We start from the raw sequence: 14,264 nt of genomic DNA, 5'->3' as shown, positions 1-14,264 counted from the left end.
GCACGTCAGGCCCAGGCTCTGATACCGCAAAAGTTTATACCCCTGGGAACTGCAATATTGTTGTGAATGAAAGTACTTTACGTGACGGTGGGTCAAATGTTGCAAGTGAGAAGATTAATTTTACAGCAGGAACGCAAGCGCTCACAGCATTTAACTTCAATTCCTCATCGATAAATGCCGCAACAAACCTTGCTGGGCACAACATAACTTGGGCGATTGCAACTAATGGTGCGTTGATTGGTTCTATCAATGGGCAACAAGCTATCATATTAACCTTAAGCGACATTTCAACGATCTCTCCAGGAACATCTGGCAATGTTACTGTTAATGTGGAGTTGCTAGATAATCTATTGCAAAATAATGGCTTAGGTGGTGAAAACTTAAGTGCTCTGATCAATGGTATTGTTATTGAAGGAACCACGGCTAACGGAAGTTTAGTAACCGGAAATGTTAGCGTTGAAATTATTGATGATGTCCCCAATGCCAACAATGACACTGGCAGTGTCGATGTGATAGTAGATAGTTTTATAGTGTCTGGTGTGGAGGCAAATTGGACATCATGGACAAATGGCACAAGCGTGACCACGTTCGATGGTAACAGTAATCCTAATGGTGGTGGTACTGACAATGATGATGGTTTAGATCAGATTAGATGGGGTAATCCAACGAATACCTATAAATCTGGTTATGGTTTCATCGATAACGACAGTGCATTAAATGGTCAGTTTGCCTTAAACCAAGAGATTATTTTGGGCACGTTTACTCACTATAACTTCCCAATATCTTCTGGTGGCGCTATCACTAAAGCAACTATGGATGTTACTTTCTCGGTGACTGATGCCTATGGGGTAGTTACACCAGTAACTCTCAACGTTAACTTTGACCATAATGAAACACCGAACGACAACAACGATCCTGAAGCATCAAAAGATATCATTAAAGTCGGCAATACCAATGTAACCTTTGAACATCAGGGGCAAGTTTATACGCTGCAAGTAATAGGCTTTAGAGTTCCTGGTACTAACCAAGTTGTTACTGAAATTAGAACGGCTGAAAATGCGGCAAGCAGTTATGAACTGGTTGTACGTATAGTCGCTGGTAATGGCTATGAATTGCCCTCTACCGAGGGGAATGTGTTAACCAATGATGTCATCGGTGCTGATAGCGATCTCACGGTAGTAGGTGCTGCAACGGGCGACCAAACAGGTTCAGGCACCACTGGCAGCGTTGGAGTCATTATTAACGGCATATATGGCACGTTAATCATAGACGCCAATGGTAGTTACACTTACAAAGTAACAGCCAACGCCTCAGCGATTCCGGCCGGCGCAACAGAAACCTTTACCTACACCATGCAGGATGCTGATGGTGATCAATCCAGCGCATTACTCACCATTAATGTAAATACCGTTAATGTGAATGCGCTTAAAGCAGTTCAAGATCAAAAAAGTGGTCCTGAAGATACTGCTGTAATCGGTAATGTGCTGGAAAATGATGGCAATAAAAATACATCAGTCACCCATTTCACTGTGGCTAACGATGCCAATCAGTATACTGCAGGCAGTAAAATTATATTGACAGAGGGTGAACTAACCCTCAATGCTGATGGTAGCTACACCTTTAAGCCCGCAGATGATTGGAATGGCCAGGTTCCAGTCGTCACCTACACCACGAATACTGGGGCAACAAGCACACTAACCATAGTGGTAACGCCTGTTGATGATCCAACGGTGACTGAATCAGATAGCAACACTGTTGCCGAGGATGCTCAAGCGAAAGGTAACGTACTGGAAAATGATACGGATGCGGATAACACATTATCCGTGACCAGCTTCCAAGTGAATAACGAGACCTATACCGCTGGTAGTACTTGGTATCAATTGCCGGAAGGTGAGTTGCAATTAAATACAAATGGTGAATACAGCTTTGTGCCAAAAGAGTACTGGAGCGGTTCATTACCTGTAATTACATACACCACTAATACGGGTGTTACAAGTACCTTGAATATAACTGTTGAAGCGGTGGCTAATGCCCCGACGCTCACTGTTGGCAATTACACAAATGTCGCATCTATCAACTTTGAAGATGCAAAGTTCAATGTGAATAACGGCTGGGGGGGCGTAATTGCGAATCAGATTGACGGCCTTAACACCCTTGGTAAATGGTATACCAGCAACTCAGGTGGCAGGATTGAAGTTGGTTTCGAAAAAACTTATCAGGGTGGAGGATCCACCAACAAGGTCATGGAAATTGAGTTTAATAATGGTGACGATACTCTGTACACGGATATGGAGTTGTATGCTGGGCGCTTCTATGAGCTAGGTTTCGATATTGCAGCACGCTTAGGCCACGAATCTAGCTCGAAGCTTACGATCAAACTGATTCCATTAGATAATATCGGTCAGCCAATAATGTCACAGGCCATCACTCTCTATGACTTTAACAAAAATGATTCTAATTGGCTACGCGACCAAAAAGTATCCTTACCCGTAAATGCCTCTGGTAATTACCGCCTGTTATTTGAGGCGGACTCAGATGCGGATTCTGTTGGTGCTATTTTGGATAATCTCTCTTTTAGCGCTGTAGATAACCTTGGTTATATCGGAAACTTCATCAAGCTTGGCAATATAAATGCTCAGTTAGTTGATGACGATAACTCTGAATCGTTGAGCATTAAGTTGCAAGGCTTGCCAGAAGATGCGATTTTAAAAGATGGAAATGATCATCAAGTAACAGTTGATGCTAATGGCGAAGTAGACATTACGGGTTGGAATCTTAATAACTTACAGATTAAAGTCGCCAACCATGGCAACTTTACCATCACAGTTGTGGCTACGGCGACAGAAGCCAGTAATCAAGATTCAGCGCAAAGTACTGCTTATTTCCAAGTTACCGTTCTGCATAAGAATAATGTTGTCGGTGGTCAGAGTGTAGATTCATTCATGATGACCGATTGGAGTGGTGATACAGCCCAGTTTGCCGTTAATTTAGGAGGATACGGCAGTGTCGCTTCATCATCCAAGACTCAATATATTGCTAAAGACACCGAGCTACTAATTAATGCAGGCGATAGTAATGATTACATTGACCTTGGTGTTTCAACTGCTAACAATATCGTGAACACTGGTAGTTCGTTGCCCAATGTTAATAACCCTGTGGTTACTCAAGATGAGTTACTTAGCAGCCAATTTATGACTCAGGATGTTATTACCAACACCGTAGGTACTCTTAAGGAAGATGCGCGGCAGCCACTGCAACCCAAAACAGACACTGTCAATTTGGGTTCTGGCGACGACATAGTCAACGGTGGCGAAGGTAGCCAGGTCGCTCATGGCGGCAGTGGCAATGACCAACTGATTGGTGGTGAAGGTATTGATGGTTTACGTGGTGGTTTGGGTGACGACATTCTGATTGGTGGTCTTGGCAATGATGTCCTGCGTGGTGATGAAGGTGCAGATATCTTTGTCTGGAACAAAGGGGATACGGTATCCGGCTCTCAGACCACAGATTACATCATGGACTTCAACAAGGGGTCAGGCACTAACAACCTTTCGGAAGGTGACAAGCTGGACTTGAGTGATTTGCTTGATTCCCCCAATCAGAATGATCTGACTTCTCTACTCTCTGTTATTCAGGGCGACGATGGGGTGCATCTATTTATCAGAGAAGACAGTAGTTCTACCTCACCAACTCAAGAGATTGTGTTGATGAATCATACTTTCGATAGCTTGACTGGGGGTTCTGATACTACGACCACTGAGGTTCTCGAGTACATGTTGAACAACATACTGCTGATCGACAAACCTCATGGCTAACACGAACAGACAGTAGAAAAACAAAAGCGGCAGAGCAATCTGCCGCTTTTTTTATCTTTGCAGGGAAGCGAAATCAGTTGCCGAGGGTGGCGAACAGGCTCTGCTCCAGGGTGCCGCGGGAAACGCAGACCGGCTTGATGGACGGGGCCGGTACGCGCTCGCCTGAGGATTCAACGAAGAACAGTTCGGTGTTGCCCTTGACGTTGACGGTGGCCACGCTGCTGTTACCGCTCTGGGTGATGATCAGGTTGATCTGCAGGTTCGGGTTGCCCAGTGCAACTTTGGAACCCATAGTACCGCAGTCCAGCCACTCCAGCCCGTCGGCTGACTGGTTGACGTTGGCAGTCATCAGGCCGGAGCCACGCTGGCTGTTTTCGATGGTGAGGCCGTGATCGGTGAACCACTTCTCGGCGCGAGCCCACACCAGATCCACCGGGATCGCCATTTCCTGAGTGTTGTTGGTTGCCTTGGCAATTGGCGGGTTGTAGCGATACTCCTCACCGCCGTTATTGTCACCAGCACAACCAACCAGCAGCAGCGCCAATGCGCTCCCCATAATCTTTTTCATCTTGTTTCTCTCGTCCATATCACCAGGCCATTGGCCAACCGGCGCCTATTATCGCCGGAGCGACAATCTCTGTCAGCAACCATACAGCGTTCGATGTTATGGGGAGGTGATCGGGGTGCTTTACAAAATTGGTTTGCTATCATAGATTTGCTCGAAATTCCTCCATAAGCACCCCTGTGACCAACATGCTCACCCCGGATCTGCTGCAGCAGATCATCGACCAATTGCCAATGAGTATCTTCTGTCGAGATAGTCATGGGCGTTACCTGTTCGCCAATCGTGAGTTCGCCCGTGAAGCCAAGCTGGAGTCGCCTGCCGAGGTAGTCGGCAAGACAGATGCAGAGATGCCCTGGGGCGATCTCTTTCGCTGTGAGGATGAGCAGCTGCTTGCTGGAGGCGTGCCGATGCTGTATCAGCAGCTCCATTGCAACCGGGGCGGGAATACCTGCTGGATGGAGGTGCACAAGGTGCCTCTTTACACCCCGCAGGGAGAGGCGTGTGCAGTATTCGGGGTGATTAACGAGATTGCCCAGCGCAAGAGCCTGGAACAGACGGTCAAAAAGCAGCAGTTGTTGCAGCGTTTTCTGCTCGATGCCATTCCTGACCTGATCCGTTTCGATGATCACAACGGGGTGTTGCTGGAGTGCAATCAGGCGTTTCTCGACTTTATCGGCCAGGGGGCGGATGAGGTGCTGGGTCAGCAACTGCCGTTCCGGTTGGCGGCGCCGCAGGGGATGGGTCATGGCGAGTGTTGTCTGCTGGATGCCAGCGGGCAGGGGCGACACATGGAGATCACCCGGGTTGATGTCCCCGATGGTGATGGTCACTCTCTCGGGATCCTGACGCTGGGGCGTGACATCACCGGTCTGCGCACCACTCAGGCGCAGTTGCAGCAGGAGCAGCACTACGACAGTCTGACCGGGCTGCTCAAACTCTCCCGGTTCTTGCAGACCAGCCGCCATCTTGGGGGACGCAGTGCCACATTGGTGCTGGTCGATCTGCACCATTTTCGTGAGATCAACGATCGCTTCGGGATCCGGATTGCCGACCGCTTGCTGAGCCAGGTGGCCAAGCGGTTGCAGCAGCTGGTGCCGCCGCGTTCCCTGCTCTGCCGGGTCGCTGCCGATGACTTCAGCCTGCTGCTGCCGGACTTCAACGAGCCATTGCAGGGGTGGAGCCAGCATCTGCAGCAGCAGTTGATGGAGCACTATCAGGTGGAAGATCATCGCATCCAGATCCCGGTGTTTCTGGGGCTGGCCCAGGGGCGGGCAAGCGATGCCGAGCGGTTGCTCAGTCATGCCGAGGCTGCGCTGGCGCAGGGCAAACGGCAGCAGCAGTACTGCACCCTGTTTGATCCCGAGCTGCATGCCCGGCTCAAGCGGCGTCAGCTGATCGCCGCCCAGTTGCCGCTCGCTATCAAGTCCGCCCAGCTGGTTGCTGTCTATCAGCCCATCATCTGTACCCGCACTCACCGGCTGCATGGCGCCGAACTGCTCTGTCGCTGGCCCCACCCAGAGCTTGGGATGATCTCCCCCGACGAATTCATTCCGTTGGCGGAAGAGATGGGGATCATCGGTCAGCTTGGCCAGCTGATGCTGGAGCAGGGCTGTGCCCAGCTGGCGCAGTGGCAAACTGCGCAGCCGGATATGGTGCTCTCCATCAACCTCTCGCCGCTGCAGTTCCGTGATCCGGCGCTCTGTGAGCGGGTCTCTGCCTGCATCGCTCGCCATGGTCTCAAGGCCAGTCAGCTGGAGCTGGAGATCACCGAAGGGGTACTGATGGAAAATGCCGACGAGATTGAGACCAATCTCGACAACCTGATCGCCGCCGGTTTTCAGCTGGCCATCGACGACTTTGGTACCGGTTACTGCTCGCTGGCCTATCTGCCGCGGTTGCAGGTGGCGACCCTCAAGCTGGATCGCAGCTTCACTCAGGGGTTGGCCAGCAATAGCGCGACCACCGCTATCGTGCGTTCGGTCATCGGATTGGGCCATGAGCTCGGGATCCGCATCACTGCCGAAGGGGTAGAGACACCCGAGCAGCAGCTGTGGCTGACCGAGGCGGGTTGTGATCGGCTACAGGGCTATCTGTTCAGTCGCCCCCTGCCGCCGGCGGAGTTTGCTGCCAGCTATCTGGCGTGAGAGGTCGTCAGAAACAACAAGGCCACCGCAAGGTGGCCTTGTTGTTTTACGATGGAGGCAGGATCAATCCTGGAAGTAGGTGCCCCAACCATCGTAATCCACCCCGTATTTTTCCAGGATGGGCAGCATCTTGGCGATATCGGCGACGATCGCTTCGACATTCAGTTTGCACTCGATGGTGGCATCGAAGCAGAAGATGGTGGCGCCGTCATCCAGTTCCATCTCTTCGGCATCGGTCACTTCAAAACCGGCCTTGAACAGGTCAACCGCTGCTTTTTCCAGACGGTCGAAATCCTGGCAGGCGAAGTGGTGCTCGATATCGTAATCCGCATCGGGATTGCTGCCATCGGCCAGCAGTTCGTTGACGATCTCGGTGGTCTCATCACGCCACTCTTGCATATTCAGACTCATGTTGCCTCCAGGCGGTATCATTGCGGCAAAGCATACTCGCAGAGTGGATTCGGCTCAATGCGGCGGACCCACTGAACCTCGAATTTCCATCATATTGGCACAGCCTGCAGGGCGTGCAGAGGCCAGCAAGTATGGCAAACAGGACTGAAATGGATAATAAATGGTCGCTTCGTTCGGTTGTTGAGCGAACGCGCTTTTTATCGTGCCATCATGGTTGACACTCTGCGCTGGAAAGGGTTTAATGCGCGCCGTTGCCCAGATAGCTCAGTCGGTAGAGCAGGGGATTGAAAATCCCCATGACAGTTTCCATACCACAGCTCTGGACAGCACACTCCACAAGGCTTCGCTTTCAATGCGAGGCCTTTTTGTTATGCGTCTCTGGTCAATCTCTGGCAAGTTTACTCACCGAGCTCTGGATTAATAATCCCTGTACCCAATATCAGAAGGTAGCCAAGGTCAGTAAAGCCACCGCGATACGCTATTTAGCCGACTTGTTAGAGAAAGGCGGCCTTGAAAAAATGCCTGGAGGCGGCAGAAATGCCCGTTACCAAGTCAAGATTACTTTTTAGATCAAGGGTATCTAGCCCGGCCTGACCTAATTCGATGTCACCGCTGAAGTAATTTTGACCCATCTGAGAAAAAGTCACGGCATTTGCGCCGCCTCCTTGTTGACCCAGGAGCTATCACTGGAGTTCAGTTCAGAGTGTCGGCGAGCATTCGGACTATCGCCCAACAGCTGCGGGTGTCTCGTAACTCTGTCCGCAAGTACCTTCGGCAGATCTTTCTTCCCCATTACGCCTCTCTTGGTCTCGACCAGAGAATTAGCCATCTGATACAGCAGGCACACACCGCCGACGAGGATGGACGCCCCCATCATGTCTTTCAATGCCCTGGTGGGGATTTTTCCACCCAATAGGCTGTACATGATCCCAGGGGAAATTATGATGATGTGATCAATCCATTTGAACATCGTCACCAAATAGAAGACTCGTGTACGACATATGTCAGTGCATGTCAGGAGAACGAAAAAAAAGCACCACCGCTATGGTGGTGCTTTATTTCTCTACAGGCTTAGTGTTTTAAAGCCGTGATGAGGTCATTACTGAACAGCGACAGTGAGCTCTGGATGCCCAAATGCGACGAGCTGCCCGTTAGACCGGCTGAAATATTGGCTCCAGAAGGATTCTAAATTCTGGATCATCTTGCCACTGCGGTAGCCGTTCTTTGCGTCGGTTGGCACGAATGCCGCACCATGCACATAGATTCGCGCTCCTTTGAAATCAGCGAGAAGATTCTCCCTCTCGACCTTGGCCAGCTCAACGGAAGGAGAGATGTCACGGATACCTTTGGACTGATAGAAGCTGCCAAAGTCGCTGTATTCCAGCATGTCTGACATCAATAAGATGACGTTTTCATTCACCCCTTTGACTGACTGGATATCCTGACCCACTGCTTTGAGGCTAAACAGGATCTCGCTACGCGGGATGTCCATCGAGGACTTGCCCATGGTCTGCACGAACCGCTTACCAAATTGTTGCAACATCATTTTCGGCTGGGCAGCTAGGCATTGGTCGAGCTTCTTGGCATTCATCATCGGTACATCCCCCACTTGGGCCGGGTCGAGCCCACGCTCCAACTGGCCTGCATATTGGAGCTGCATGTAGTGGCCATCCAAATAGGCAGAGAAGGAATACAGACGAAGCTGGTCCCCTGGCAGCAAGAACCGCTTGATATTCCCCCACGCAGTACGCTGTAAATCAGAAGTGAGTGGGGTCGTTTGATCCACCACAACTGACAACATGCGCCCCGAGGGTTCGGGGGTGAACTGAGCAATTTTGGCTTGCTGATAACAACTGGCTAAGTCGTTGCGTTCTGCTGCCATCACTGTCGCTGGCAGCATCAGCAAGAATACAAGACTGATCCTTGCTTTCATCACGCCTCCGCCTTGTCGAGCATTTGCAAGCGGCGTGCTCGTTTCAGATCGTCTACCGACACGCCTTTCTTATTCGCGACATAGTCCATGTCATCCGCATCAAACTGAGTCAGATCGCCCCAAGCATGAGGATTGAAGGCTGCTACCTTTTCACCCACAGAACGCGCCGTTGGCGCTTCGATGGTCTGGGTTACTTGCGCCGCTTCCACCACTGGTGCGACGGATGGTGCGGGCGTGGCTGCGACAGGGGTCGGTTGATAGGCTTGAGCAACGGCTTGTGGCTGTGCCTCATTGGGTCTTGCGCCAAAGACAGACACCAGTTCATTGAACTCCGCCTTTTGTGCCATCAACGCTGGATTGTTGATAGCTGCGAACCGGGGGCCTGCGACATCGGTGATCGCCCAGATTGTCTTGTTGTCCTTAGCACTTATCGCGTTCCTCAAATCCGCTATGGTCTGCTTAACGTAATCGGCAAGCAGTTTGGTGCTCTCAAGGCCAATCGCACGGTTATTCTTGTTATGGGCAATGATTTGTTGCTCTTCCATATAACGCAGGAAGGTGCGGTGATCCTTGTTTTGACTCAGGTCATCCTTCGTCTTGCCGTTTACCCTGAACACCTTGTCCTGCAATGACTGCAACTTCGCCAAGGAAGACTGAGCATCTTGAGCAATTGCGGCAGATTTGGCCTTGTGGTAGCGGACAAACTCATCAGCACTGTTGTACTTGTGGGTCAGCTCCCAGGCTCGACGTGAGTAGGTGCCAGCAAAGCTGTGACGGAAGGCCAGGTAGGTAGAGGCGAACTGAATAAAACAGAACAAACCAGACAGCACAGCAAAGGTCACCAGCGAGGCGCGGTGCATCGCATCAATCTGGTCTTGCGCGGACTTCTGGCTGCTGTTAGTTGACAGCTCGGCCATGTCCGTAGGCAGAGGGATCTCTTCATCGCCAGACGCAACTGGGAAATCATCGGCGCTTTGGACGACAGCTGTCGGATTCTCAACCAACATGGCTTCCTGCTGGTTCAGGGTTTCGGTACGAACCCAAAATGCGGCAATGGCCAACCCCGCGATAAAGATCCCATACCCAATAATGATCGAGAACCGGCGCTGTGGCTGACCGTATTTATCGAGCGGCACATTGATGCGGTTCAACAATTGCTGGAAGGGTTTAGCGCCATCGTCGGTATAAGTATTGTCGATAGTCGCGTTGAGCGTCTTTGTCATGTCGCCCCCATCACGGATCGACTCGTATGAGAGGATCTTATTCACTACACCGTTGCGGTATAGCTGACGGCCAGCAAACTCGGACAGAACCAAAGCGATGATGGAGATAACCAAACCAATGAAGAAGGCCCCCACGATGGCCGTGTTTGGGGTCGCCAGGGTCAGGGCAAACGGAGCCAAGGCATAACCAAACGCTGATGCTTCAATTACCATCAGGACGATCATGAGCAGCCAGATACCCAGTCCTTTCTCCGACCGGTCCGCCTCGTCCGCTTTTCCTAGATAATCCAGGTTTCGCTTGAAATTCTCTTCCGAGGGCTGGTGTTCCCCGTAGTAGGTTTCATACGCCCCGCATACCCCTTTCTCACCGGCATTGAAGCCGACGGCATTGGGGTTGTCTGCCGACTTCTCTTCGTTTTTGCCCGGGTCTCTGGTCCAGGCAGCAATACGGCCAATCCATGGTAACCGCAGCCGCATTTCCATGTGCCAGTACTTTACTTCATACCAATAAACGATGGCGGTCACCACCGCAACCATCAAGGCGATCACCAAACTGATGATGTGCCAGGCCCCCGACAGGGCGTGAATAATGTTTTCAAACATGTCTAGTTCCCTTAACGACGCTTGGGCAAGTATTGGGCCACGTAAGCTTCACCCTGCTTTGGATAGTAGATTTCACCCGCAACGGCAGTACCAGCACGTTTGTCAAATACAATGTCCATACAAGACACTGGCGAGGACGTTTGATTGGCAGCGAACACACGATAGAGAATTTGAGTCTCTCCCTCGTAGGTATTGGCCACAGCCTGGATCTTCTCGGTCTGCTTTTTGGATTTCTTGTAGTTGGGGATGAATTGCATGAAAGGTTGCTGGGACACCTTCGCCTCATCACGCAAAATCGCAACCGGCCCCACCGAAGCCACATGACCATTAACGGCAGCAACCCAAGGTTTGCCATTCAAGCCGGGCAAATACTCCTCAGTCGAATATTCCGCAAGTGGCTGGTCGCTCCCAAGGTTTTTCACTTGACCTTCGACACGAGGCAAATCACCCACACATGAGCTAATCGGCGCACTGGCATAGGCATTACTGATAATGGAGAAGGAAGAGCTCTTTGGCTGAATGCTACCTGTCAGGGGAGAGCTAATATTGGTCACTGGTTGGCCGCCAAAGTCGATGATCCCTTTGCCAGCCAGTTTTACCGGGGAAATGTCATTTGCCAAAGGCTGTTCAGACGGGGCATTCGGAGCGGCTACTGGAGTGGCCGACGTGGTGCCGGCGACCGGACCGGACGGGGTTTTCGCTGCAGGACTCTTTGCCGTCGTTTGGGTCACTGACGCTTTGGTGGCAGGCGATGCCTGCTTAGCGACAGTCCCAGTGCCATGAGCAAGATATCTGGGACTAGCGCGGTCTTCCTGCACTCGCTTAACTAGCAGTGCCTCATTTTGCACCTCAACAAACTCGACTCGGCGGTTCTGTGCTCGGCCTTGTTCAGTCTCGTTGCTGGCGATAGGGCGGGAAGAGCCTGCCCCCTGGTAGTAGATGTCACTGCGAGACACCCCGGCTGCGGCCAAGATCTGGCCCATGGCGCGAGCACGTTGCTCGGATAGTTGTTGGTTGAATTGTGCAGAGCCAGCCGAATCGGTGTGGCCGACAACCAACACCTTCTTGCGCTCATTGGCAGGCTTGCTGGTTTCTTGCTCGCGCTTGCTAGCGAATTCTTTCGCCACACGAGTCATTTTCCTAGAACCTTCCGTGGTGAGGGTCGCAGAGCCCACAGGGAACATCTCGGCATATTCAAGGGATGCCTCCAGGCCAACAGCGGTGGATTCGCTTTCTTTTTTCTGGTCTGCTTGCGCGGCTGCCAATTGCAATTCGCGCACCTGCATTTTCAGACCTTCTTCCTTGGCTATTTTCTCCAGCCGGTCAACCCGACTCTTATACCAGAGGCCACCACCACAGCCGACGGCAGCACCAGCGATAGTCCCGATGAGCACTTTGTCGCTGCCGCCCTGGGTGGCACTGATCGCAGCGCCAGCAACAGCCCCCAGTAAGCCACCACCAATACAGCTGACCCAGCTATCATTTTCGGCCACTTGCTTGTCGATGGTTGCACACCCAGTCACCAACATGGTGATAGCGATTGCCACTGCCGTTGGCTTCGCTTTATGCATCCTAATCATTCACTATCCCTTTAAATGTTATGGTTACCTGAATAGCTAGCTTTCTTGTCAGCCCACCAAATCACCGAAAGCCAGCGAGCAGCGCTCGGTGTATGACGCGGAGAGACGATTCCATAATGGATTCCGGTGCATCGGCAATCTCATCGGAGCTAGTCTTATTTTTGTATTGCACAGACACTTACTGCAGGTCATATCAACTGCAATAGATCCAAGAAAAGCAATCGAAAAATCGTTTCTTTTGTTGCGAATATTGCGAGTGTGTTTCTGCAGAAGCAGGGGCCTGCTTATCCAAATACCTAATCGCCTTACCATTGAGAAAAATCTACGCGATCAAGCAGATACATTAAATGATGTCCGACAATTAATGTCGCAGCTTATTGTGCCTCATACGAGAATTCAATGCAGCCTTTTGCTTAAGTACTTGAAGTAATTCTATATACCCCCAAAAATTAGGCCCCATAAGAATCCAATGTCAGATAGCAAGATACGCATGCCCCCTCCCCTGCAATGACCCCCACTTCCTACGAACAACGCGTTCCCTCCCAGCCAACTCTTGCGTGATACCCGTTGTGTCGTGAGCCGAATCCCCGTTATTATCGGCTCACCATGTGAGCCAAATATGCATCATATTTGGCTCACATACTGAGCCGAACATGCATTCGATTCGGCTCATCTGTGACGTGACCTGTAACAATAAGGGGATGGGCAAGCAGATGACTGAAGATTGGATCTGGCAGCATGAGGGCTGGCCACACTTTTGCTGGCAAGATGAACCGCTACAGCCACGGCTGCGCACGGCGCAACGCAATCTGGGAATCCTCCTCGGCACCCATTCCGTTCACGGTTCTACGCAAACGCAGCAAGCCCAGGCGCTCGATACCCTGCTGGCGAATATCCTCGCCTCATCGGCCATTGAAGATGAACGGCTCAATGCCCAATCGGTGCGCTCATCGCTGGCCCGTCGTCTCGGCGTATCCGAAGAACAGCCCTACCCCATCTCGGATCGTTCCGAAGGCCTGGCTGCCATGATGCTCGATGCCATCGACAATCGGCATCAGCCGCTAACGCTGGAGCGCCTGTTGCAATGGCATTACTGGCTGTTTCCCGCCGACGACTGGACATTACAGCGTGTGCGGGTGGGTCAGCTACGCGGTGAAGAGCCGATGCAGGTGGTATCCGGGCGACTGGATCGGCCCACTGTGCATTTCGAGGCCCCACCACGCCAGGCTCTGGAGCAGGCACTCGCCTGCTTTATCGACTGGTTCAATGCCAGCCTGAACGACCCCAGCCAGGATCCACTGCTGCGCGCCGCCATCTGCCACCTGTGGTTTGTCACCTTGCACCCGTTTGATGATGGTAATGGCCGCATCACCCGTGCCCTCACCGATCTGGCGCTCTCTCAGGCCGACAGCCAGAGCATCCGCCTGTATGCCATGTCGGTGGCGATCCTCGAACAGCGAGCCGATTACTATCGTGTTCTGGAACTAACCCAGAAAGGCGGACTGGATATCACAGCCTGGCTGATCTGGTTTTTAGATACGCTCAATGCCACGTTGGAGCAGGCCCAACAAGCGCTCACCCGCACCTTGGCCAAGAGCCGTTTCTGGCATCAACACGGCAGCGAGCCGCTGAGTGCCGAGCAGATCAAGGTGTTGAACAGGATGCTGGACGGCGGCGAGAACGGCTTTTTGCAGGGCATCAGCGCCAGCCAATATCAGAAGGTGGCCAAGGTCAGTAAAGCCACCGCGACCCGCCATCTGGTCGACTTGTTAGAGAAAGGATGCCTTGAAAAAATGCCTGGAGGCGGCAGAAATACTCGTTATCAGCTCAAAATGACAGCATCAGGATGGTGATTTTTGTCAATGTGCATGTTCTAAACCGAAGATTCTCCGAGCCTGGCGGAGTAACAGGAGATCCGTGGTGAAGCTGGCAGGCATGTTCCTCAAGGAGGCTGGACGGCAGCCTATCAGGACATAAGTACTTGATATTA

At 51.8% G+C, this 14,264-nt stretch carries 8 protein-coding genes and 1 pseudogene; 4 read left to right on the top strand and 5 right to left on the bottom strand.

The genetic code is table 11. The features are described from left to right. The first annotated feature begins 62 nt into the window (after positions 1-62). Complete coding sequence (locus VF684_RS19835) at positions 63-3,815, top strand: choice-of-anchor K domain-containing protein (RefSeq protein ID WP_320661308.1); 3,753 nt, start codon at positions 63-65, stop codon at positions 3,813-3,815. A 73-nt stretch (positions 3,816-3,888) separates the two neighbouring features. On the opposite strand, the gene VF684_RS19830 is transcribed toward VF684_RS19835, so the two are convergent. Further along, entirely contained in the window at positions 3,889-4,383 is a 495-nt protein-coding gene (locus VF684_RS19830) for a hypothetical protein (RefSeq protein ID WP_005335330.1), read from the bottom strand. Between the two features lie 185 nt (positions 4,384-4,568). On the opposite strand from VF684_RS19830, the gene VF684_RS19825 reads away from it, so the two are divergent. Next, positions 4,569-6,524 (top strand): sensor domain-containing protein, encoded by a 1,956-nt coding sequence (locus tag VF684_RS19825; RefSeq protein ID WP_376900304.1) that lies wholly within the window; start codon positions 4,569-4,571, stop codon positions 6,522-6,524. A gap of 63 nt (positions 6,525-6,587) precedes the next feature. Here the strand turns inward: VF684_RS19825 and rraB are convergent, their stop codons facing one another. Continuing rightward, on the bottom strand, positions 6,588-6,923 hold the full coding sequence (gene rraB / locus VF684_RS19820) for a ribonuclease E inhibitor RraB (RefSeq protein ID WP_026034893.1): 336 nt from the start codon (positions 6,921-6,923) through the stop codon (positions 6,588-6,590). Between the two features lie 677 nt (positions 6,924-7,600). Here rraB and VF684_RS19815 point away from each other — a divergent pair. Further along, positions 7,601-7,737, top strand: a pseudogene (locus tag VF684_RS19815) (IS21 family transposase); the annotation flags it as partial. 297 nt (positions 7,738-8,034) lie between these two features. Here the strand turns inward: VF684_RS19815 and VF684_RS19810 are convergent. Genes VF684_RS19810 through VF684_RS19800 form a run of 3 tightly spaced genes read right to left on the bottom strand, consistent with a single transcriptional unit; the run spans position 8,035 to position 12,265 of the window. Then, positions 8,035-8,868, bottom strand: a complete 834-nt coding sequence (locus VF684_RS19810) for a hypothetical protein (RefSeq protein ID WP_338454047.1) — start codon at positions 8,866-8,868, stop codon at positions 8,035-8,037. Next, complete coding sequence (locus VF684_RS19805) at positions 8,868-10,694, bottom strand: hypothetical protein (protein ID WP_376899752.1); 1,827 nt, start codon at positions 10,692-10,694, stop codon at positions 8,868-8,870. Before VF684_RS19805 ends, VF684_RS19810 begins: the two co-directional genes overlap by 1 nt. Positions 10,695-10,705: 11 nt before the next feature. Beyond that, on the bottom strand, positions 10,706-12,265 hold the full coding sequence (locus tag VF684_RS19800; protein WP_376899753.1) for an OmpA family protein: 1,560 nt from the start codon (positions 12,263-12,265) through the stop codon (positions 10,706-10,708). A gap of 662 nt (positions 12,266-12,927) precedes the next feature. Here VF684_RS19800 and VF684_RS19795 point away from each other — a divergent pair. Further along, positions 12,928-14,127 (top strand): Fic family protein, encoded by a 1,200-nt coding sequence (locus VF684_RS19795; RefSeq protein ID WP_338454050.1) that lies wholly within the window; start codon positions 12,928-12,930, stop codon positions 14,125-14,127. Positions 14,128-14,264 lie beyond the last annotated feature (137 nt).

Origin of the sequence: Aeromonas sp. Lyrl_2, assembly GCF_051948815.1 — a bacterium.
Classification (GTDB): Bacteria; Pseudomonadota; Gammaproteobacteria; order Enterobacterales; family Aeromonadaceae; genus Aeromonas; species Aeromonas veronii.
Note: the sequence above shows the minus strand (reverse complement) of the source record. Positions and strands in the feature narration are given on the sequence as shown.